The sequence below is a fragment of the Streptococcus sp. F0442 genome, assembly GCF_000314795.2.
Classification (GTDB): Bacteria; Bacillota; Bacilli; order Lactobacillales; family Streptococcaceae; genus Streptococcus.
On record NZ_KB373315.1, the window covers coordinates 183,395 to 205,529 of the forward strand.

The window sequence follows — 22,135 nt, forward strand, 5'->3', positions numbered from 1 at the left end:
CATTCCTTCATATTATATCAGAAAACAGATGGAAGATAAAATATTCTAAGATACTTTCCATAGGGGAGTGTGGATGCCAAGGGGTTCAATGGTTACTCATGGTAGAAGGTTTCCAAGAGGACTTTGTTTCCCTCCTAAAAAAGCCTCTTACGAGGCTTCTGATTGGATTTTCTTAATACTGTTTGATCAGATCAACTGTAGAGCGATCCAATTTCTTAACCAATGCTTGCAAGAAGGCTTGCGCTTGCAAGAAATCATCCATGGCATAGAGGGTTTGGTGAGAGTGGATGTAACGTGCGCAGACACCAATGGTTGTTGATGGGACTCCACCATTCTTCAAGTGTGCTGCACCTGCATCGGTACCACCTTTGGCACAATAGTATTGGAATTTAATGCCCGCTTCCTCAGCAGTTGTGAGCAAGAAGTCTTTCATATTTGGTAGCATGATGTGACCTGGATCGTAGAAGCGAAGCAGTGTTCCTTCCCCGATCGCGCCCTGATCCCCAAAGACATCAGCCGCTGGTGAACAGTCTACCGCAAGGAAGATTTCAGGATCGAATTTAGTAGTTGAGGTGTGGGCTCCACGAAGTCCTACTTCTTCTTGAACGTTAGCACCTACATAGAGTTCGTTGTTTAAAGCTTGACCAGAAAGACTCTTGGCTAATTCACTGACCATCAAGACGCCGTAGCGGTTATCCCATGCTTTAGAAATGACGTTTTTACCATTAGCAGTGAGAATTGCAGAGCTATCTGGGACCAAGGTATCTCCAGGACGGATGCCATAGCTCTCAGCTTCAGCTTTAGAACTGAAGCCTGCATCAAAAACGATGTCGCTAATGGCAGGTACGGTTGGCCCACCTGTACCACGTGTCAAATGTGGAGGAACAGATCCGGAAATAGCAGGGTATTCACGTCCATCACGTGTAAAGAGTTTGAAGCGTTGGCTGCTGACGACCATCGGATTCCAACCTCCGATTGGGACAACACGGAAAGTTCCGTCAGCTTTGATTTCGCTGATCATAAAACCAACTTCGTCCATGTGTGCAGCTACTAAGATACGAGGAGCATCGGTTGCTGTTGAGTGTTTGACCCCAAAGATCCCGCCGAGACCATCTGTCACGATTTCGTCCACATGAGGGGTCAATTGTTGGCGCAAATAATCCCGTACAGGAGCTTCATGACCTGAGATGGCAGGAATTTCAGTTACTTCTTTGATTTTAGAAAATAAATCAGTCATAGGTTACCTTCTTTCTGATGCTATTTTATCACTTTTTCTATAAGGATGGTAGCGTTATTATAGAAATCGGTCCCAAAAAACTGAAGGAGGAGATCCATCCTAGACCATTGTCCCTCTGCTTATTTTGTGTTACAATAGGCACTATGAAAGCTAAAAAAATTATTTTGTCTAGTCTGGCTCTAGCAAGTGCAGGAGCTCTTGCGGCCGGTGTTTATAAAATTGCCAAAGATCAAAAGCGTCTCCGTACTCAAGAAGAGTTGGTAGCAGAAGTACGGGAGCAAATGGAAGCCATGGGGACGATTGCGACTCTGTATGTGGAACTCTATGAGTCTAGTGAAGAGCGCTTAGTAGGAGGCGTTATTTTTGAAGATGAGCGCCATTACCGCTTTGTTTATGAGGATAGCCTCTTGCGCTATGAAGAGGAAAAACTATGATCACACCGAGTTCTCTAGAAGAAATTGCTTCTTATGTAGAGCAAGAGGGCAAGAAAGTCTTTGTCTTTTCAGCTGACTGGTGTGGGGATTGCCGTTATCTCAAGCCTTTTTTGCCGGAGATTGAGGCTGAAAATCCCGAATTTATCTTTATCTTAATTGACCGAGATGCCTATATGGATCTGGCGAAAGTCTGGGATGTTTATGGGATCCCTAGTTTGGTGGTTCTGGAAAAGGATAAGGAAATCGGACGGTTTGTCAATCGGGATCGGAAAACTAAAGCCCAGATTACAGCATTCTTAGCAGGATTAAAATAGGAGAAGAACATGATTGTAACATACAACAAAGAACAAGTCGGCGATGTATTGATGCTGACCTTGAAAAATAGTGGAGAAGCCAAGCTAGCGGTGGAGAGAAAAGGAAAGGTGGCTCGCGTTTACCGTGAGGACAACCAAGAAACGGTTGCCTGGAATATTTTTGATGCCTCATCTTTCTTCGCCATCGAAGGCAAGGGCCAAGTTTTTTTGACAGATGAGCAAGTAGCTCGTTTGAATCAAGAATTGGAAGCAGAAGGCTTCACAGAACGATTGGTCAACGATCAAGAACCAAAATTTGTGGTCGGAGAAATCCTTGAAATGGTGGCCCATCCAGATAGTGACCACTTGAATATCTGCCAAGTAGCAGTTGGGGCAGATAAGACAGTTCAGATCGTAGCAGGGGCTCCAAATGCGCGGGTGGGTCTAAAAACCATTGTTGCTCTTCCAGGTGCCATGATGCCGGATGGCAGCTTGATTTTCCCAGGGGCACTTCGTGGTGAAAAAAGTTATGGCATGATGTGCAGTCCTCGCGAATTGCACTTGCCAAATGCTCCTCAAAAACGAGGCATTATTGAATTGAACGACGCAGAAGTAGCAGGGACACCATTTGATCCAGCTCGTCACTGGTATGAATAAGGAAAGAATCTAGGATGTTTTGAATCCTGGATTTTTTGATGATTTTGAGTTACAACCTCCATTTTTTGAAATTTTTTCGAATAAATAGATAGGAGGTAAATGATGTATAATAAAGTTATTTTAATCGGTCGCCTAGTAGCGGCTCCAGAATTGCATAAAACCAGCACAGATAAATCCGTTGCCCGAGTGACCGTTGCGGTCAATCGTCGCTACAAGGACCAAAACGGGGAGCGAGAGACTGATTTTGTCAATGTCGTTGTCTGGGGGAAATTGGCTGAAACCATGGCTAGTTATGCCAGTAAAGGTAGCTTGATCTCTTTGGATGGAGAGATTCGGACGCGCCGCTACGAGAAAAATGGCGTCATGCAGTATGTGACAGAGGTCCTCTGCCAAAGTTTTCAATTGCTAGAGAGCCGGGCTCAGCGGGCTATGCGTGAAAATGGTGGAACAGGAGATTTGGCCGATATCATCTTAGAAGAGGAAGATCTTCCCTTTTAGAAGCAAAAAGGAAGCTGGTTCGTTTATAGACCAGCTTTTTTGATACTTGCTAGGGATTTCATTCGGGAACGACTCTTTTAAAAATGAATCAAATAAATGCATCTGTACAATAAAAACCAGCACTTTTCTTGAAAAAGTAGTAAAATAAAGTAATATATATTCAAAATTTTCAGAAAAGGAACGGAGTTTGAAGGGGAAAGAAGAAAGAAAAGAATTATTGAAATGGCTGATAAAACGGGTTCTACTGCTGATTCCAGTTGCCTGCATCCTCTTGTGGATCTATGCTGCTTGTCAAACCAGTAGCATCAAGGATCAGACCAAGATCGGTGTCACCTATATGACCATGAACAATGAGTTCTATAAAAGTATTCATTCGGAAATAAGTCGAATTGCCGATGAGAAAGGGGCTCTTGTTTATGTCCGAGATCCAGAATTGGACGAAAAAAGGCAGAGCCAGCAGATCGATGATTTTTGTGCCCAAAAAGTAAATGTGATTGTGATTAATCCGGTCAAAGGGGATAGTCAGCCGATTCTAAGGGCTCTTAAAAAAGCTAGAAAACAAGGAATTAAGATCATTGCAGTTGATACCCAGCTGAAGTATTTTAAACCGGACGCCAGTATTGTATCTGATAATTATCAAGCAGGGGTCTTGATTGCAAAAGAGTTGATGAAACGCTCTTCTAGTGCTCGGATCCTTCTCTTGGAACATAAGGGGACTGTTTCAGCAGATACACGGATTCAGGGATTTAAGGATACCATTAAAGGGCATGGAGCTTATCAGATCGTATCGGAACTAGAAACCAAGGGGCAGACGGAGATCGCCATGCCAGCTGTTCGAGACTTCTTGCGATCTGAGACTGACATAGATTCCTTGGTTGCCTTAAACGACCGCTCGGCTATAGGAGCTTTAGCGGCGATCAAGGAGCAAGGAATCACCCATCCTATTGCGATCTATGGGATTGATGGCTCACCAGATATGAAAGCCTTGCTGCACTCGACAGATGATGTCGTGGGAACCGTTGCCCAGTCTCCGTTGAAGATGGGAGATCGCGTGATGGAGGTCATCCAAGATATGACGGCTGGGAAGAGCTACCAAAAAGAAATAACCATTCCGGTTCAAATGATGACAAAGGAAAACATCGATCAATTTGATGTGAATGGGTGGCAGTAATGAGAAAATTTAGAGGTGTGAGGTACAGTTTGGCCATTCTGATGGTCGTGAATTTTATCGCTGTTATGCTCAACAGTATCATCTATCTTCAAGCAACCAACTATATCATTGCCCAACGGCAAGCCTCCTTATTATTGGAGCGTTTGGAGCGTATTCCTTTTGCGCCCTCTACGACTTTTTGGTTGTCTGCGGTCTTATTTGCTGGGATTGCCTTGATTTCAATGAGTCGTTATCGGTCTCAAACGAGTCGATGGTCTATGTTTGATCAGTGGAACATTCTGGAGATCCTCCTGATGTTGCTTTTGATGTGGGTCCAAAATGTAGCTTATAACGGGCTAATTCTCTTGGTTTTTGCGGATATCTTCTATGGTTCCAAAGAGTTGAATACCAAGCGAGACCGCAAGTATTGGTTTGCTTTTATCCTAGTAAGTTTCTTGATGCTCCTTGTGACCAATTCAGACGTCTTTTCGCTTTTCTTTCCGATTCCTTCTCTTGATGTCTATATTCATTTTTACCCTGCCTCCATCCGGATTCTGGCCTTTTTCTTGAAGAATTCCCTCTATGCCTTGAATATGGTGCTCTTTATTATTTCGCTTTTGTTCTATATTATGAATGTTCTTGCGGAAAACCACGAAGTAGAAGAAGAGTTGGCTATGGTTTCGAAGGTCAATACGGAGTTGAACAACTATCTGGCCTTGTCTGAGAAGATTGCAGAAGATCGGGAGCGTAAGCGGATTGCTCGGGAAATTCACGATACCTTGGGGCACGCGCTAACAGGGATCTCAGCAGGTTTAGATGCTGTTGGGGTCTTGATTGATATCGATCCCAATCGGGCAAAAGAGCAGGTGAAAAGTGTATCAGAAGTGGTTCGTGAAGGGATCCAGGATGTGAGGGGCTCTCTCAACCGCCTCCGTCCAGGTGCCCTTGAGGGACGAACCCTCAAAGATGCTTTAGAAAAGATGATCCGCGAGTACCAGACGCTTTCCAACTTGCAGGTTGATTTACACTATGAATGGGTCGATGTCGATATGGACGTCATGATTGAAGATACGATTTTTCGTGTGATCCAGGAGTCTATGACCAATGCGGTTCGCCATGGTCATGCCAGCCGGATGACCCTTCATTTTTTTGAGGATGAAGAAGATTACCTGATCGAGTTGCAGGACAATGGGGTTGGGTTTGAAACCTTAACCTATGGCTATGGGCTCAAGCAGATGATGGAGCGTATTTCCATCCTAGGAGGACAGCTTCAATTTGAAAGTCGCGATGGATTTTTCACGCGCGTTAGTTTACCGAAATATAAAGAAGGGAGATAGAAATGGTGATAAAAGTAATGGTGGCAGATGACCAGGCCTTGATTCGAGAATCTCTAAAAATTATTTTGTCGGCCCACCCTGATATCGAAGTGGTGGCCACAGTGGAAGATGGGAATCACGTCTTGTCTAGCATTCCACAGACACATCCTGACCTGATCTTGATGGATATTCGGATGCCAGGCATGGATGGGGTTTTGGCGACAAAAGAAGTAAAAGAACACTATCCGGATATCAAAATTATTATTTTAACGACCTTTGACGATGATGAATTTATCTATAGTGCACTCAAGTATGGTGCTTCAGGTTATCTTTTAAAAGGAGCCTCGACAGAGGAGCTCTATGAAGCGATTAAGGTGGTATACCAGGGAGGAGCCATGATCAACCCGAATATCGCTAGCAAGGTCTTTCAAATTTTCTCTCAAATGGCCAAATCCAACTTCTCTATTGCTGTGGATGAAGACAATGTCAAGGATTTGAGCACGACGGAATGGCGCATTATCCAAGAGGTCGGCTATGGGGAGTCCAATAAAGAAATTGCGGCCAAACTTTTCTTATCAGAAGGAACCGTGCGCAATTACTTATCAACGATTTTGGCGAAATTAAACCTAAGAGATCGAACGCAATTAGCGATCTGGTCTGTCCAAACAGGAGTGACCAGACGTGATTTTTCTAAAGGAAATACAGAATGAAATTGAAGCGAAAGCATCTTTGTTGGGGGCTTGGTCTCCTTTTAGCGCTCTGTGCGAGCGCTGGTTTTTATTGGTGGAAACAGCAACCGACCGTGCTTCATATTGGCGTGTATGCAGGTTCTAGTTGGGACGTGCCGACCAGTCAACGTTCCCATGCCTTGGATCGTGCGATTGAAAAATTTGAAAAATCCCACCCCCATGTCCGTGTAGAGTATGAAAACGGGATTCCGCAGTCAGATTATTCAGACTGGCTCTCTGAAAAGATTGTCTCAGGAAAAACGCCAGATGTGTTTATGGTCTCTGAGCAAGATCTTTCCTTATTAGCGGCGCGGGGGGTACTAGAAAAGTTAAACGGCTATATGGATCGAAAAGACCAAGCTGCCTTTTATCCCGTTGCCTTTGAATCGGGTGTCTATCAGGGCCAAACCTATGCCTTGCCTTATGAAAGCAATCCTATTTTGATGTGTGTCAATAAAGATCTCTTGGATAAAGAAGGCATCGCGGTTCCCAAAGAAGGTTGGACCCTTGAAGAGTTCTATACGATTTGCAAGAAACTAACCAAAGATACCAATGGAGATGGCCAATTGGACCAATTTGGAAGTACAGAATACACCTGGAAAGAAGCCTTAGCAGCAAATGGTGGTCAACTCTTTCAAGGAGGGATGCTTAAGCTGACAGCTCCAGAAGTCAAAGAGTCCTTGACTTTCCTACAAAAATTGGAAGATCTAAATAAAAATTACAAGGTGAGTTCCAAAGATTTTGACCAGGGGAAAGTCGCCTTCTATCCCATGACTTTGGCCCAATATCGGACCTATAAACCTTATCCCTACCACGTTTCTAAATATTCAAACTTTACCTGGACCTGTATCCCGATGCCGGCTAAGTCAAAAACGACCAAGGCGACCTTAGTCACAACGACTTCTTTTGCTATGTCCGCTCGGACTTCTCATTCTAAGTTGGCTTGGGAGTTGATGCAGGTTTTGACAGAGGATCCAGACATTCAACAAACCCTTTTTGCCCAATCTCAAGGGATCTCTGTCATGCCACAGGTCGTCAAGAGTCGCTCCAGTAAAGACCTTCTGCAGGTGGATGATTTTGGGACGGACTCCTTGACCAATCAGACCTTGAACCGCATCATGGAACAAGCTGTTGAAAGCAGCCCTAAAAATGTCTCAAAAGAGGTGCTAGAAAAGCTAGACTATTTGATCGGCAATGCCTTGCGCGATCAGGATGTCGAGAACCGCTTGCCTCAAATTCAGAGGGAGATGGAAAGCAGTCTACAGGTAGGAGCTTAGAGTGAAATAAGATGGCATTTTGTCAAGTGACAGATGTCATTTTTTTATTGCTAAATGTCATATTTGAAATGTGACATTTGACAATGTAAAAGCGCTTTCAAATGATCTACAATAGAGACAAATAAAGGAGGCGTAACAAAATGAAATACCTCGTTTTAGTCAGTCATGGTGGACTGGCAGAAGGTCTAAAAACATCACTGGCCATGTTTGCTGGTGACAAGATGGATCAGGTCATCGCAGTTGGACTCAAAGAAGGAAAATCGGTTGATGACTTCGCAGTTGATTTTAGAGAGAGCATTTCAGGATTGACAGCAGAAGATTGCGTGTTGGTCTTGGCAGATATTGTAGGGGGGAGTCCATTAACCACTGCAGCTACTGTTCTAGAAGAAGCTGGAAAGCTTGATGGGGCCTTGATCCTTGGTGGGATGAACCTCACCATGGCCTTGACAGCAGTTGTGATGAAGGATGTGCTCGATGGAGACGATTTGTCAGCTACCATCTTATCCGAAGCACGATCTGCACTACAGCCTTTTGAAGTTTCAGCTACTAGTGCTGAAGAAGATGATGACGATATTTAATAGGGAGGTACCTTATGGTAGTAACATTTGTACGGATTGATGACCGCATGATTCACGGTCAGACAGTCACACGCTGGGCAAAAGAAAAACCATGTGATGGTTTGATTGCCGTAAACGATGCAGCAGCATCAAACAAGGTTTTGATCCAAGCTTACAAAGGAGCATCCGACAAGAAAACCTTTGTATGGACAAAAGAAGCCTTTAAGGAAAAATCAGCAAAAGTAACGGAATCAGATAGTCGTTACTTCTTGATCACTAAGAATCCAATCGATATGAAGGAAATTTTGGTCGACCAAGGGTTTGTCCCAGGTGATGTCAAAGAAATCATCGTAGGCCCTGCAAATGATCGTCCAGGTGCTGTGAAATTGGGGAATAACCAATCCATCACTCAGGAAGAAGCAGAAGCCTTCCAAGCCATTCAAGCAGCAGGCTACAAGGTGAAATTCCAATTGTTGCCAGATGTTTCCATCGGGTATTGGGATGATTTTAAATCAAAATTTGGTTTTTAAACCCAACAGTCTGATCTGTTAGGTAAATAAATTTACAAACAAAAGGAGCGTTTGTTATGACAATTTCATGGATTCAAGCAATCTTGCTTGGTATTTTCGCCAGCTTGTCTTCAATGCCTGGTATGGGAGGTACCAGTATCGGGAACTATACACTCGGTCGTCCCTTGATCGGTGGGTTGATTTCAGGTTTAATTCTTGGAGATGTGACAACTGGTATTATGGTTGGGGTTGCCCTTCAAGTCGTTTATATCGCCTTGGTAACACCTGGTGGTACCGTATCTGCCGATGTGCGGGCTATCTCTTATATCGGAATTCCTCTTGCTATCTTATTTGTGCATGCCAATCACATCACAGATGAAGCTGGAATCGCCGCAGCTGCAGCACCAATCGGTGCAGCCGTTGGGACCATCGGTACCGTTCTTTTCTACGGTACCGCTACTATGAACTTGGTATGGCAACATATTGGTTGGAAAGCCGTTGCAGAAGGAAACTTCAAAAAACTCTACGCAGTTGACTGGGTTTACCCTTGGATCTCTCACTTCCTCTTCTCTTTCCTTCCAACAATGATTATCACCAAATATGGTGAAAACATGGTTGATTTGATGAAACAATACCTTCCTATGGATGGTTACTGGATGAAAGCCCTCTTTACAGTCGGTGCTCTTCTCCCATGTGTCGGTATTGCCATCTTGTTGAAACAAATTGTTACAGAAGCAACTGACTTCATTCCATTCTTTGTTGGATTTACCTTGGCGAAATCTCTCGGTTTGAACTTGGTAGCTAGTGCCGTTGTTTCATTAATCTTTGCAGTAATCTACTATGAACTTGAAGTGATCAAATCGATGAAAGCTGCTCCAGCCGGAGTGGTGGACCTAGACGATGATGAGGAGGATATTTAAAATGGCTGATAGAAAGAAAATTTCAAAGAAAACATTAGCAAAAGCATTCCATCATTGGTATTATGGTCATTTGACTTGTTTCTCTCAAGAACATATGCAAACCTTCGGGTATTTGACTTCTATGCTTCCAATCGTAGAAGAAATGTATGACACCAAAGAAGAACAAAAAGATGCGATGCAAACCTATACGGCCTTCTTCAACACTGAACCACAACTTGGATCTCTTGTTGTAGGGATCACAGCTGGTTTGGAAGAAGCGCGTGCAAACGGAGATGCAGTAGATGGCGAGACCATCAACGGGATGCGTGCCGGTTTGATGGGACCAATCGCTGGTATTGGTGACTCATTGGTCGTTGGTACCTTGATTCCCGTTCTTTTAGGGATTGCCCTTGGACTTTCTAAAGGTGGTAACGTCGCTGGTGCTCTCTTCTACATCGTCGTATGGAACCTCTTGGTTTACTTTGGTATGCGCTTTGCCTTCTTCAAAGGTTACCAATTAGGGGATAAAGCCGTTGAATTCCTTGTAGGACCAAAAGGACAAGCTCTTCGTAAAGCGATCAGCGTTGTCGGTGGTATGGTTATCGGTGCCGTAGCAGCTACTTGGGTATCTGTTACAACAGCCCTTCAATTCAAGAATTCTGAAGGAAAAGTCTTCTTGAACATCCAAGAAAAGATCGATGGTGTTTATCCAGGTCTCTTGACAGCGGCCGTCATCACTCTTTGCTGGTGGTTGATGTCTAAGAAAAAAATTTCACCAAACAAAGTCATGTTACTTCTCGTTGTAGTTGCTTTGATCGGTGTTGCTCTTGGTATCTTTGACCCACATCTTAAATACTAAGGTAAAGAAAAAACGAATTTGCTAGTAGGAGTTTTTGAGAATGAAGTGAATGGACCTCCTTTACTTGCACTTCATTCTCAATTTTTATCAGGAGGAATCCCATGGTTACAAAACAAGAACTTGTCAATGGATATGAAACAGAAATCAAGTACCAACGTCACATGCTTGAAAACCTTGGTCGTTGGTTTAGCTTACTCTTTATCATTGCCAGTATTGGTGTGGTCTTGATCTATCTCTTTCACAAAAGTTTCCTCCCACTCTTGATCCTAGGGATTTTACTAGCCTTGGTTGGAATTTTAGGCATGATTGTTTTTGGATATGGCATCTACCGCGGGCGGATCAATCTTCAAAAAGTGATCGATGATTTCAATCAAAAATTGACAATTTTAAATTGAAATTTTAGAAACATCTCATCTATTTTTGAGGTGTTTTTTTCTTGACTATTTCTGACCAAGTGATACAATAGAAACATAAGTTAGCACTTGCGCATAGAGAGTGCTAAAAACGCGTATGGAGGAATGAACATGTTAAAACCATTAGGAGACCGTGTGGTCTTAAAAGTAGAAGAAAAAGAACAGACTGTTGGAGGTTTTGTTCTCGCTGGTGCGAGCAAGGCCGATACAAAAACAGCTGAAGTAGTAGCAGTTGGTGAAGGTGTGCGTACCCTTAGTGGTGAACTCATCACCCCAGCTGTAAAAGCAGGAGATCAGGTCTTGGTGGAAAGCCATGCAGGGATTGAAGTTAAAGATGGGGACGAAAACTACATCATCGTCGGAACTTCAAGTATTCTAGCAATTGTAGACTAAGAGAAGAGAGGTAAAAAAATGGCAAAAGATATTAAATTTTCATCAGATGCACGTTCTGCAATGGTCCGTGGTGTCGATGTCTTAGCAGATACAGTGAAAGTTACTTTGGGCCCTAAAGGACGCAATGTGGTTCTTGAAAAATCATTTGGTTCTCCATTGATCACAAATGACGGTGTGACCATCGCCAAAGAAATCGAATTGGAAGACCATTTCGAAAATATGGGTGCCAAATTGGTATCAGAAGTTGCTTCTAAGACCAATGATATCGCAGGTGACGGTACAACAACTGCAACAGTCTTGACCCAAGCTATCGTCCGTGAAGGGATCAAGAACGTTACAGCAGGGGCGAATCCAATCGGTATCCGTCGTGGGATTGAGACTGCTGTTGCAACAGCAGTAGAAGCTTTGAAAAATACTGCGATTCCAGTATCGAGCAAGGAAGCCATTGCTCAAGTAGCTGCCGTGTCTTCGCGTTCTGAAAAAGTCGGTGAGTACATCTCTGAAGCCATGGAAAAGGTTGGCAAAGATGGGGTTATCACCATTGAAGAGTCTCGTGGAATGGAAACAGAACTGGAAGTGGTTGAAGGAATGCAGTTTGACCGTGGTTACCTCTCACAATACATGGTTACTGACAATGAAAAAATGGTAGCCGACCTTGAAAATCCATACATTTTGATTACGGACAAGAAGATCTCAAATATCCAAGAAATCTTGCCATTGTTGGAAAGCATTCTTCAAAGCAACCGTCCGCTCTTGATCATTGCAGATGACGTAGATGGGGAAGCACTTCCAACACTCGTCTTGAACAAGATCCGCGGTACCTTTAATGTTGTAGCTGTTAAAGCTCCTGGATTTGGAGATCGTCGTAAAGCTATGCTAGAAGATATCGCCATCTTGACAGGTGGTACAGTCATTACAGATGATCTTGGTTTGGAATTGAAAGATGCAACCATTGAAGCCCTTGGTCAAGCAGCGAAGGTAACAGTAGACAAGGACACTACCGTTATTGTAGAAGGGGCTGGTAACCCAGAAACAATTGCCAACCGTATTGCTATCATCAAGTCACAAATTGAGACATCTACGTCTGAGTTTGACCGTGAAAAAATGCAAGAACGCTTGGCTAAATTATCAGGCGGGGTAGCAGTTATCAAGGTCGGTGCTGCAACAGAAACAGAATTGAAAGAAATGAAACTCCGTATCGAAGATGCCCTCAATGCGACTCGTGCAGCTGTTGAAGAAGGGATCGTTGCCGGAGGTGGTACAGCTCTTGTCAATGTTATCTCTGCAGTCGCAGGCCTTGAATTGGAAGGAGATGAAGCGACAGGACGCAATATCGTTCTTCGTGCCTTGGAAGAGCCAGTACGCCAAATTGCTCACAATGCTGGTTATGAAGGATCTATTGTGATTGATCGCTTGAAACATGCAGAAGTCGGAACAGGTTTCAATGCTGCGACAGGTGAATGGGTAAATATGATTGATGCAGGAATCATCGACCCTGTTAAAGTCAGTCGTTCAGCCCTTCAAAATGCAGCTTCTGTTGCCAGCCTCATTTTGACAACCGAAGCAGTCGTAGCGAACAAACCAGAAACAGCAGTCCCAGCAGGACCAGGAATGGATCCAGGCATGATGGGGGGAATGATGTAACCTGATACCAATGATTGGTGCTAAAGCACCGAATCATTGGACGGTAGCCGCTATATTGCGGTCTACCTAATCATCTTACTAGCTCAAAGGGAGGAAAGTATCGTTCCTCCCTTTTCACGTCGTAACCTATGTAAAATAAAGAAGGCAAGATCGGCCTTCTTTATTTTCTGTCGTAACCGGTACATGATTGAGGCTTTGCCTCTCATCATTTGACGCCAGCCGCTATGTTGCGGTCTACCTAATCATCTTACTAGCTCAAAGGGAGGAAAGTATCGTTCCTCCCTTTTTATCGTACTTTGGGAATTTCATTTGTCATGGAATAATATTTTTATTTTAAATTTTGTAACAGAAATGATAAATACTAGTTAAAGAGGATTTGTGTAAACACTTGGGAATTAAGCGTTTTCGGTATTTTTTGGTGGAGAAGTATTTGCCAACAAATTGCAATACAAATTAACTGATTTTGTAATAATTCTAGTGTATACTATTAAGAGTAGATCACAGGTCTACATTGTTGCAAGGGGAGAACTTCCCACATACATGTCTATTGACAATAAAACTTGATCGTAATATCGCTGTTAGTAAAATGAGAGTTTGAACATAGTGTAGATTTTATCGACCTTTTTCATATTAAAAAAATATTTTTCAAATTCCCCTTGCGCAAGCTCTTCCGGATTCCTCCGGGAGAGTTTTTTCTTGTTAAGGAGAAAAAGATAGAATGCCTTTTGAGTCTCCTTTGAAAGAGTGGCTCAGCAGCTATTATTTATGGTAAAATAGAACATATTCGTCGAGGGGAAGGAGTGAAGACTTTGTTGAAGATTTTTGTGTTAGAAGATGAGTGGATCCAGCAATCACGAATCGAAGCGGTCTTGCAGGAACTGATTACTCAGAAATCCTTGCAATGCAAAGCGCCAGAAGTGTTTGGAAAATCAAGCCAGTTGTTAGATGCTATCACAGAGAGAGGCGCTCATCACCTATTCTTTTTAGATATCGAGATTAAAGGTGAGGAGAAAAAGGGTCTAGAGATCGCAAAAGAGATTCGTAAGAAAGACCCCCATGCGACCATTGTCTTTGTCACCACTCACTCTGAATTCATGCCCATTACCTTTCAGTACAAAGTAGCCGCCTTGGATTTTATTGATAAAACGCTGAGCGAAGAAGAGTTCAGAAAAAGAATCGACTCGGCCATCGACTATACCTTGGAGCAAGCTGGGACCACGATTGCGCAAGATGCTTTTACATTTGAGAGTGCGATGGCGCGTGTACAAGTTCCCTTTAATAAGATTTTGTATGTTGAAACGTCTCCAACCATTCACAAGGTTATTTTACACACCAAGGATGAGCGATTAGAATTTTACGCCAGTATTACCGATATCGAAAAAGCAGATCCCCGCTTGTATCGGTGCCACCGCTCCTTTGTGGTGAATCCACAAAATATTACGAAGATTGATAAAGAAGACAAGAAAGCTTTTTTTGAAAATGGGGACAATTGCTTGATCTCACGGACCAAGTATAGAGGCTTACTAGAAGCTTTGAAAAAATAGAAGGGAGAAGAAATTGCTGTTAGATATTCTCATGTCTTACTTAAAGTTCTTCGTCAGCATGCTGATCTATCGTCATATCAGTAGACAAGAGTTCGCCTTACGTTGGCTCTTTTTGTGCCCCTTCTTCTTTGCAATCGTCTTTACCCTTGTGCCACCGGTAGGCTTTTTTGGCTATTTCTTAGTATTTATTGCCTATAGTTTCTATCGAAATCGTAACATACGACACCTTTTAAACATTTTTTACGGGCTCTACCCGGTTGTCATGGAGAGTCTCATTGGGCGTCTCTTAGCCTTTTATGTCTTTCCAATGCTAGGGATTGTACTTGTTCATGAGGCATCTGTCAGCTGGTATGATGCTCTACTTGAATTGCTGGTCTTTCCTGTCTATTTAGGGCTCACTAAATTGTTAAAACTAGATTTTACAGATTTAAAAGTAGGGTTTCAACGGCAGTATTTTAATCGTTTCTTACTCCCAATGGATCTTTCCATGTTTGTGTATTTGGTCAGTGTTGTAGGTCTGGTGGTTTTTGCGGATGCTATTCCGCATGCAGATGCTCTACGGGAACAGTTAAATAGTATTTATCTGATTTTGTTTTTTGTGATGCTCTTGTATTTCAATGCAGTGTCCAAAGAACGATTGAAACAAGAGATTCTAGAGAAAAAAGATAGGCAACTGCAGGAGTTAGCCACCTATAGTCAACACGTCGAAATGCTCTATGGGGAGATTCGTGCCTTTCGTCATGATTACCTGAATATTTTAACCAGTCTCAAGTTAAGTATTGAGCATGAAGATCTCAAGGGGATCAGGGAAGTCTATGAGAACGTTCTTCGAGAGAGTGGCCAACAATTTTACGATAGCAAGTTTGATATTGCCAAACTCAGTCACATCGAAAATCCAGCTGTAAAAAGTGTTCTGTCCGCAAAATTATTGGAGGCTCAAAACAAAGGGATTGGGATCTCTGTCGAGATCGATGAACCTGTTCGTGATTTATTCATCGAGGTTTTAGATTTCATCACCTTCTTATCCATCCTTTGTGACAATGCTATTGAAGCGAGTCTTGAATCAGATGACCCACAGCTGACTCTTGCCATGCTTCAGGAGGAAAACTCCCTCATCTTAATAGTTGAAAATAGTACAAAAGCTGAAAAAATAGATCTGGCGAGAATTTTTGAAAAGGACTACTCAAGTAAAGGAGATGGCCGCGGTCTTGGTTTGTACAAGATCCAACAATTACTGGAAAAGTATCCCAAAACGACAGTGTCTACCAAGAGTTCAAACTACCGATTTACCCAGAGCCTGACCTTTTGGAAGGAATAATGGAAGAGAGAGTGGGACAGCTTCAACAGTCTGGGAGACTGTTGAAGGTTTGCAGATAAAGGAAACATAGTTTCCGTCAACATAGGGCATCTTTGAAGCTTAAAAAGCGAACAAAGACTTAGGATACTTGCTTCGCAAGATCTATCCGCCACCTCAAAGCAGTGCTTTGAGCACTCAACCACTGCGTCTTGCTCGACAATCCAAAAATAATTGAGAGGCTAGGACTTTTGTCCCAGCCTCTTTTTTGACCATTCACGACGATTTTTTGACCGATTCTGACAGAGAGCCTCCAAGGTTTTCTCCTTGAAGTATAATGGACACAAGATCAATAAGAAAAGAGAGATCATATGTTTCAGTTAGCATCTATTACAAAATCATTTAAGGAGAAAGCTGTATTAAAGGGGGTATCTTTTTCGATAGAAGAAGGAGACAAAATTGCCTTGCTGGGAAACAATGGAGCAGGTAAAAGCACCCTGTTCAACATTATTGCTGGGCAGCTCCAGGCCGATTCGGGGACGATAAAGACTTCGCTTGATTTTCAAAGGGAAATTGGGATGATGCCACAGGGGGATCTGCTCATCGAGGATCTAACCGTTGCTGAATTCGTCGAATTAAAAAGCCGGATGAATCAGTTGAAGCAGGCTGATATCAATGGACTCTTAGAAATGGTCGAATTAAGAGAATCAAGAGAGCAGATGGTGGGAAGTCTTTCCGGTGGTCAAAAGAGACGCTTGTCCTTGCTGTTAACTATTTTGAATCATCCAAAGTTGATTTTTTTAGATGAGCCGACGACAGGCATGGACTTGGAAGCAGTGGATAATTTTTGGAAATTGCTGGAGCAGCAAGAGTTTACATCTGTTGTGGTGACCCATGATTTTAACCAAATTGATGCCTTTTTTACAAAAGTCCTGATTTTAAAAGAGGGTCGAATTGCTGCAACAAAGGCTGTTGAGGACATTCACCAGGCTGGTCAAACCATTGAGCAGTATTTCCGAGAAGAGATGAATAAAGGAAGGGAACAAGCATGAAAAAGATTCAATTAAAACAAGTTTTACGAAATAAGCGCTTCGTATTATTCACCATTATTTTACCCATAGGCTGGTATATCTTCTTTTATCAGCTTCAAAAAGGGATTTCACCAAGTATTTTATTAGGCATTGCCGTATTTATCGGGGTCATTGGCAATAGCCTTGCAACTTTTAGTAAGCGAATCGCCTCAGATATCGGGTTTTATTCTTTTGAATCCCGCTTTACAAGCTATAGTGTCAAGAACTATTTATGGGATCAAAGCATCGTACAACTGATTCTGAACAGCTTGATCTTTTTAGCGGTGCTAGTAGTTGCTGTCCTAGGTTTTCACTTTCCAGTGACGACTAGCCTGTTGGTACAATTTTTCCTCTTATCCTTGATGGGGATCTACTTTAGTGCGATTGGTTTTGTACTTGGGGTGAGGGTAGATGCTAAGACGATTGATACCATTGGCTTTCCAGTTATTATTTTAGCAGCCATGACCATTATTCCCTTTGATACGCTTGGCGCAAGTGGAGGATTTATGGACTTGGTTGGCAAGCTACAACGGGTATTCCCAGGCTATTATTATACAAAGTTGATTCAAGATTTGACTGAGAAACAAACGATTGATGTCACCCAATTAACGCTCTTTGTTGCTGTATTTGGAGTGAATTTGCTGTTTTTCTATCTATTGGTACCCAAAGGAAAAATGGGGAACTAAGAACAGTTAAAAAGAGAGTGGACAGAAATCGGTCATTCGTAAGAATTCGATTTCGTCGTCCCACCTCCGCACAGTTGAGTAGGGCTGTAAAAGCTGATGAAATCAGCGTAGTAGAGCCCACTCAACCACTGCGTCTTGCTCGACAATCCAAAGACAATTAAGAGGCTAGAACTTTTGTCCCAGCCTCTTTTTGTGCATAAAAAATGCCCCCTACATGAATTTGTAAGAACTTTTCATATTGAAAATAAACAAAAATATTGAAATATAGCTGATTTTAGGAAATACTTTTAGGTATTTTCAATGTCAGGATTTAAAAATGGGGCAAAAGTGGGGAAAAACGAATGACTCGCATTTGGTTTGAAAATCTATAATACCTAATGATTATGCTATACTAGATATATAGTGTTGTTATAAATAAATGTCGGCGTGAGAACAAATCGGAGGATAAAATGGAAAAACAAATTAATGAAAAAATTCGTGAGATTGCACAGAGTGTTAATGAGACAATACCAGTAGCATGGGATAATCTTTTTATTAACATAAGTTTAGCTTTTGATGGAGGAGAGGTATATTATTTCTTTAATGAAGAGGGGAAAAATGAGTATATCTACAATCTATATATTCCAAAGCGGTATGGTATTCCTAATTTAGAATTTCGGAATCAAGAAAGACGCACCTTTAGATTAGCTTGGGAGTTGAGAGAAATTTTTGAGAAAGAAGGCCAACCTTTGTGGACTTCTTGTACTATAAAAGTAATTGGCACGAAATTATCTGCTGAATTTGACTATGCACCTTGGAATGAAAGTGATTATAGTTCAGGTCAACAAATGGACTTTTTTGAATATAAATATCTCGGAAAGCAACCAGCTAATGAAAAAGAACTAGAACAGTTCAAGGCTATGAAAGCCTTCCAAAGAGAGCATAATGGCAAATAGTTATATCTAAAGAATAAACCACCTACGCGGTGGTTTTCTTGTTGTTTAACAAATGTTGGTACATATGGTTTATGGTATACTATGGTTGTAGAGAAATGATGCTAAAAATCAAATCGGAGGAAAACATGCTAGAAAACTTTATCAAAGTGGCAGATATGCCCCAAGAAGTTATTGAAAAATACAAGGACCAAGTCCCTGCTGAGTTGTTACAGATTTGGCAGGAAGATGGCTTGGGAACCTTTTTAGATGGTTATCTAAAAGTCATCAATCCAGATGATTATCTTGAGCTTCTCCAAGATAGTTATTTCAGAGGAGATGTCGCTTTTCCTATGTTCGTAACAGCGTTTGGAGATATTGTTACTTGGGAAAAGAACGCCTATGTGGGAATTGTCCAATATAATATTCAGGATTTGGATATTATTTGTAAGGGGATGGATTTATTCGTTCAATATTTAGATAACGAATATATTACAAAAAAATTTGAACTTGATTTATACAGACAAGCTGTGTCAAAACATGGTGCTCTGTCTTATAACCAATGTTTCGGTTTTGTCCCGCTCCTAGCATTAGGAGGCTTTAAAGATGTGGATCATATGGATAAAGTTAAAGTCCTGGAGCACATTTACCTCATGTACCAACTCACAGGCGGAGTGTTTGACGATTGATAAAAAAGAACCACCCTCGCGGTGGTTTTTTCGATGAAAACGAGTGTTAGATAAATAGTGAGTCTTTGGATGAGACTCGCTTATTTTGTTAATGTAAAATTTTTTGGTACAAATTTTGGTACAAAAAACAAAATGACAAACAAAAAAGCCTGATATATCAGGCTTCCTGTTGATTTATTGGATGCCCCCTGCATGAATTTGTAAGAACTTTTCATATTGAAAATAAACAAAAATGTTGAAATATAGCTGATTTTAGGGAAATACTTTTAGGTATTTTCAATGTCAGGATTTAAAAATGGGGCAAAAGTGGGGCAAAAATAACGAATGACTCATATAGGTTTCCTATTTGGTTTGAAAACCTATAATACCTAATGATTATGCTATACTAGATATATAGTGTTGTTATAAATAAATGTCAGTGCGAGATCAAATCGGGATACTGTCAATAATTATGTGTAAATACTCAAGTAGAGTTACGGAGTGTTAATCAAATAATTATTGACAGTATCGAATTTTTCTGGTAGAATGGCTTCGGTTAATATCTAAATGTTGTGTAGTTTTCTATCAACATAGTCAGGAGAAAAGGAACTTATGCTAAAAAAATTTAATGAATTGTCACTGAAAGATAAGGCTTATCTAATTGGCGGTTTGATCTTATTAGTCATTGTGATCTGCTTTGGTCTGCTCAATCGTCAAACAGTAACTGTCAGTCTTGTCTTTACACAACTATCTGCTTCCTTGATTTTGGTGATTTTTACTTGTCTAGTAATCGGAATCATTGCTGGTAGTGTTATTGGTATTAGCTATCACCATAGCAAGACTCAAGATCTGAGAAGCCGCATTGCTGAAGCAGAAGCGACTATCAATATAAAAGACAAGGAGCTTGTCCAGTACGAGGAACAGGTGCAACAATTAAAACAGGAAGCCAAACAATAAGTGTAGAAATCAAAAAGTTCCAGAGTCAGGTGAGACTTTGGAACTTTTTTGGGATAAGAGTGTCCCGTCTTAACAGAGCAGGTGTTTATTAGCAAGGATGAAGTCGATAAACCGTTGGCTGGCTAAGGGAAGAATACTCCTATCTGTAAAAGCAATAGAAAAAGGTCGGCAAATAGGTGGTTTGGTACTGCGTTGGACAATATTATAATTGACTTTCCGACTCAGAAAGATGCAAAAGATTTTCAGTTATTTTTCATTACACAAGTTAATGAAAAATAAACATATGTGGCTTTCGTGTTAGATAAAGACCTTATTTTAATTTATTCTAACTATTCTCAGGATAACGACATGAATTTGTAAGAACTTTTCATATTGAAAATAAACAAAAATGTTGAAATATAGCTGATTTTAGGGAAATACTTTTAGGTATTTTCAATGTCAGGATTTAAAAATGGGGCAAAAGTGGGGCAAAAACGAATGACTCGTATTTTGTTTGAAAACCTATAATACCTAATGATTATGCTATTCTAGATATATAGTTTTGTTATAAATAAATGTCAGTGCGAGATCAAATTGGAGAATAAAATGGAAAAACAAATTTCTACGCAGAATGGAATGCGAAAAAGTGATAATTAAAGAGACAAAAAAGCTGAGAATATGATTTCCCAGCTTTTTTGAATGCGATAGAAATAGCAACTAGACTATTTACGAAAGGCCTCAATAATGTAGGTGAAGCCAGTAACTAAAACTGAAAAGGCAATGACATAAACGACAAAGACACCTGTAGCCACTGGATTGAACAGAATCACTAGACCTAGTAAAAATTCAAGCAAGGCTACCCACGTGATATTGCTACCAATAATAGGGAAAATCAATCCTAGACGATTGCCTTTAAAGAAAGCAATAATGGCTTCTACAATTAACCAAATTCCTACAATGGTCGGAATGACGACCGGCAGGGTCACAAAGCCATAAGCAACGAGGTAAAGAGCTAAGAGAAGACTAACAAATCCTTGGAAAAGATAAACAGGTGAGCGAAGCTCTTTTGGTGCAGAGAAATAGCCTAAAATAGCTGCTATAGAAGAAACCAGTAAACCAAATGAAATCCACCAGCTGTAAGCAACAAGATTAGCTACTGGGTTTGTAAATAGGAAAAGTCCTAAAAGGACAAAAACAACTCCTGCAAGGAATAGCAGTAAACGATTAGAAAATTTCATTTCAATACCCCCTATATAGTATAGTTTTCTAATAAAACTATTGTACTTATTTTTATAGAAAATGTCAATAAAATAAATAAACAATTTGGAAGTTTCAGTCTGACTTACAAAAAGAAAAGGAGTTTTCACTCCTTTTCACAGATTGAAGACAAAGTCCTTATAAAAGTGTCTTCTAAAGATTTTAACTTCAATCTGAAGCGAGGTTATCCTCGCTTTTTCTATTTATCAAACAATTCCTTATTTTCAATTAAGAGTTCTAGTGGAGATTTATCCCTTGCTTCAATAAAACCAGGTTCATATTGGTTATGAAGTGTTCTTTTCTGAGAAGTTGGATCAATATACAACTCATCTCCATCTTCTGTGTATAGTTGGTTGCCTCTTGTTAAGTAAAGTAAATCCTCTAAGTACTGTCCATCAGTTTCTAGAAAATCTTCGATGTATTTGACAGCTTTTAAAATCTCACTTACTTTATCAGAGTATTCATTAGATTCAAGAACACTCTTTTCTAACTCAATCTCTTTACTAGTTCCAAATAGTTGGGTTGGAGTTGCATTAAAATATTCTGCTATCTTATCCAAATTTGCAAAGGTAGGATAGCTTTTTTGTTTTTCGTAATCAGAGATGGACTGTTTACCAATTCCTAAATCTTCAGCTAGTTGAGTTTGACTTACTCCTTTTTCTATGCGTAGGCGTGCCAAATTGGGTCCAAAATTTTGAATAATAAAGGTCATGGAAAACTCCTATTCTTTTATTTTTAACTTATTTTATCACCTATAAACTTACAAATCAAGTTTTTAGTTGACTATTTAAAATATTTTTTATAAAATATATTTATAACTTATAAATAAGTTATAAATAATACAAAAAAATAGCTCGTAAGTTTAGGGACAGTGAGTGAGGAGGAAGTTGAGGATGAGACGATGA

The 22,135-nt window shown here is 40.9% G+C and carries 25 protein-coding genes; 22 read left to right on the top strand and 3 right to left on the bottom strand.

The window, feature by feature from the left end; all coding sequences use genetic code 11:
- Positions 1–172: 172 nt before the first annotated feature.
- Complete coding sequence (gene pepA, locus HMPREF9186_RS07345; RefSeq protein ID WP_009732084.1) at positions 173–1,237, bottom strand: glutamyl aminopeptidase; 1,065 nt, start codon at positions 1,235–1,237, stop codon at positions 173–175.
- 143 nt (positions 1,238–1,380) lie between these two features.
- Between pepA and HMPREF9186_RS07350 the strand changes: the two genes are divergently transcribed.
- The 22 genes from HMPREF9186_RS07350 to HMPREF9186_RS07455 all read left to right on the top strand — a co-directional run bounded on the left by HMPREF9186_RS07350 (position 1,381) and on the right by HMPREF9186_RS07455 (position 19,994).
- The gene (locus HMPREF9186_RS07350; protein ID WP_037614134.1) at positions 1,381–1,671 is read left to right on the top strand and encodes a DUF4651 domain-containing protein; all 291 of its coding nucleotides are present in this window, start codon (positions 1,381–1,383) and stop codon (positions 1,669–1,671) included.
- Positions 1,668–1,985, top strand: coding sequence for a thioredoxin family protein (locus HMPREF9186_RS07355; RefSeq protein WP_009732086.1), 318 nt, complete (start codon positions 1,668–1,670; stop codon positions 1,983–1,985). Before HMPREF9186_RS07350 ends, HMPREF9186_RS07355 begins: the two co-directional genes overlap by 4 nt.
- A 9-nt stretch (positions 1,986–1,994) precedes the next feature.
- A complete protein-coding gene (ytpR, locus tag HMPREF9186_RS07360) occupies positions 1,995–2,621 on the top strand; it encodes a YtpR family tRNA-binding protein (protein WP_009732087.1) in 627 nt (208 codons plus the stop codon).
- 102 nt (positions 2,622–2,723) lie between these two features.
- Positions 2,724–3,119 (top strand): single-stranded DNA-binding protein, encoded by a 396-nt coding sequence (locus HMPREF9186_RS07365; RefSeq protein ID WP_003004675.1) that lies wholly within the window; start codon positions 2,724–2,726, stop codon positions 3,117–3,119.
- Between the two features lie 187 nt (positions 3,120–3,306).
- Complete coding sequence (locus tag HMPREF9186_RS07370; RefSeq protein WP_009732088.1) at positions 3,307–4,290, top strand: substrate-binding domain-containing protein; 984 nt, start codon at positions 3,307–3,309, stop codon at positions 4,288–4,290.
- A complete protein-coding gene (locus HMPREF9186_RS07375; RefSeq protein WP_037614137.1) occupies positions 4,290–5,606 on the top strand; it encodes a sensor histidine kinase in 1,317 nt (438 codons plus the stop codon). The genes HMPREF9186_RS07370 and HMPREF9186_RS07375 overlap by 1 nt, the downstream gene beginning before the upstream one ends.
- 5 nt (positions 5,607–5,611) lie before the next feature.
- Positions 5,612–6,295, top strand: coding sequence for a response regulator transcription factor (locus HMPREF9186_RS07380; protein WP_037614177.1), 684 nt, complete (start codon positions 5,612–5,614; stop codon positions 6,293–6,295).
- Entirely contained in the window at positions 6,292–7,590 is a 1,299-nt protein-coding gene (locus HMPREF9186_RS07385) for an ABC transporter substrate-binding protein (RefSeq protein WP_009732090.1), read from the top strand. Before HMPREF9186_RS07380 ends, HMPREF9186_RS07385 begins: the two co-directional genes overlap by 4 nt.
- A gap of 140 nt (positions 7,591–7,730) precedes the next feature.
- Positions 7,731–8,168 (top strand): PTS sugar transporter subunit IIA, encoded by a 438-nt coding sequence (locus HMPREF9186_RS07390; RefSeq protein WP_009732091.1) that lies wholly within the window; start codon positions 7,731–7,733, stop codon positions 8,166–8,168.
- Between the two features lie 14 nt (positions 8,169–8,182).
- Positions 8,183–8,677 (top strand): PTS system mannose/fructose/N-acetylgalactosamine-transporter subunit IIB, encoded by a 495-nt coding sequence (locus tag HMPREF9186_RS07395; RefSeq protein ID WP_000261775.1) that lies wholly within the window; start codon positions 8,183–8,185, stop codon positions 8,675–8,677.
- A gap of 56 nt (positions 8,678–8,733) precedes the next feature.
- The gene (locus HMPREF9186_RS07400; RefSeq protein ID WP_009732092.1) at positions 8,734–9,576 is read left to right on the top strand and encodes a PTS mannose/fructose/sorbose/N-acetylgalactosamine transporter subunit IIC; all 843 of its coding nucleotides are present in this window, start codon (positions 8,734–8,736) and stop codon (positions 9,574–9,576) included.
- Complete coding sequence (locus tag HMPREF9186_RS07405; protein ID WP_037614179.1) at positions 9,560–10,414, top strand: PTS system mannose/fructose/sorbose family transporter subunit IID; 855 nt, start codon at positions 9,560–9,562, stop codon at positions 10,412–10,414. Before HMPREF9186_RS07400 ends, HMPREF9186_RS07405 begins: the two co-directional genes overlap by 17 nt.
- 101 nt (positions 10,415–10,515) lie before the next feature.
- Positions 10,516–10,809 carry a hypothetical protein gene (locus HMPREF9186_RS07410; protein ID WP_003004348.1) on the top strand — a complete coding sequence of 98 codons (294 nt, stop codon included), beginning with the start codon at positions 10,516–10,518 and terminating at the stop codon, positions 10,807–10,809.
- Positions 10,810–10,938: 129 nt separating this feature from the next.
- Positions 10,939–11,220, top strand: coding sequence for a co-chaperone GroES (groES, locus tag HMPREF9186_RS07415; RefSeq protein WP_009732094.1), 282 nt, complete (start codon positions 10,939–10,941; stop codon positions 11,218–11,220).
- Between the two features lie 18 nt (positions 11,221–11,238).
- The gene (gene groL, locus HMPREF9186_RS07420; RefSeq protein WP_009732095.1) at positions 11,239–12,864 is read left to right on the top strand and encodes a chaperonin GroEL; all 1,626 of its coding nucleotides are present in this window, start codon (positions 11,239–11,241) and stop codon (positions 12,862–12,864) included.
- An 809-nt stretch (positions 12,865–13,673) separates the two neighbouring features.
- Entirely contained in the window at positions 13,674–14,408 is a 735-nt protein-coding gene (locus tag HMPREF9186_RS07425) for a response regulator transcription factor (RefSeq protein ID WP_009732096.1), read from the top strand.
- A 13-nt stretch (positions 14,409–14,421) separates the two neighbouring features.
- Positions 14,422–15,726 carry a sensor histidine kinase gene (locus HMPREF9186_RS07430; RefSeq protein ID WP_009732097.1) on the top strand — a complete coding sequence of 435 codons (1,305 nt, stop codon included), beginning with the start codon at positions 14,422–14,424 and terminating at the stop codon, positions 15,724–15,726.
- Positions 15,727–16,073: 347 nt separating this feature from the next.
- Positions 16,074–16,754 (top strand): ABC transporter ATP-binding protein, encoded by a 681-nt coding sequence (locus HMPREF9186_RS07435; RefSeq protein WP_009732098.1) that lies wholly within the window; start codon positions 16,074–16,076, stop codon positions 16,752–16,754.
- Positions 16,751–17,458, top strand: coding sequence for a hypothetical protein (locus HMPREF9186_RS07440; protein ID WP_009732099.1), 708 nt, complete (start codon positions 16,751–16,753; stop codon positions 17,456–17,458). The genes HMPREF9186_RS07435 and HMPREF9186_RS07440 overlap by 4 nt, the downstream gene beginning before the upstream one ends.
- A 449-nt stretch (positions 17,459–17,907) precedes the next feature.
- Entirely contained in the window at positions 17,908–18,393 is a 486-nt protein-coding gene (locus HMPREF9186_RS07445) for an immunity protein YezG family protein (protein WP_009732100.1), read from the top strand.
- Positions 18,394–18,518: 125 nt separating this feature from the next.
- Complete coding sequence (locus HMPREF9186_RS07450; RefSeq protein ID WP_009732101.1) at positions 18,519–19,058, top strand: T6SS immunity protein Tdi1 domain-containing protein; 540 nt, start codon at positions 18,519–18,521, stop codon at positions 19,056–19,058.
- 591 nt (positions 19,059–19,649) lie between these two features.
- A complete protein-coding gene (locus HMPREF9186_RS07455; RefSeq protein WP_004250751.1) occupies positions 19,650–19,994 on the top strand; it encodes a lipopolysaccharide assembly protein LapA domain-containing protein in 345 nt (114 codons plus the stop codon).
- Between the two features lie 701 nt (positions 19,995–20,695).
- Here the strand turns inward: HMPREF9186_RS07455 and HMPREF9186_RS07460 are convergent.
- Positions 20,696–21,211, bottom strand: a complete 516-nt coding sequence (locus HMPREF9186_RS07460) for a DUF308 domain-containing protein (protein WP_009732102.1) — start codon at positions 21,209–21,211, stop codon at positions 20,696–20,698.
- Positions 21,212–21,429: 218 nt separating this feature from the next.
- Positions 21,430–21,942: a helix-turn-helix domain-containing protein gene (locus HMPREF9186_RS07465; protein WP_003013606.1), complete on the bottom strand. Its 513-nt coding sequence runs from the start codon at positions 21,940–21,942 to the stop codon at positions 21,430–21,432.
- Between the last annotated feature and the right edge of the window lie 193 nt (positions 21,943–22,135).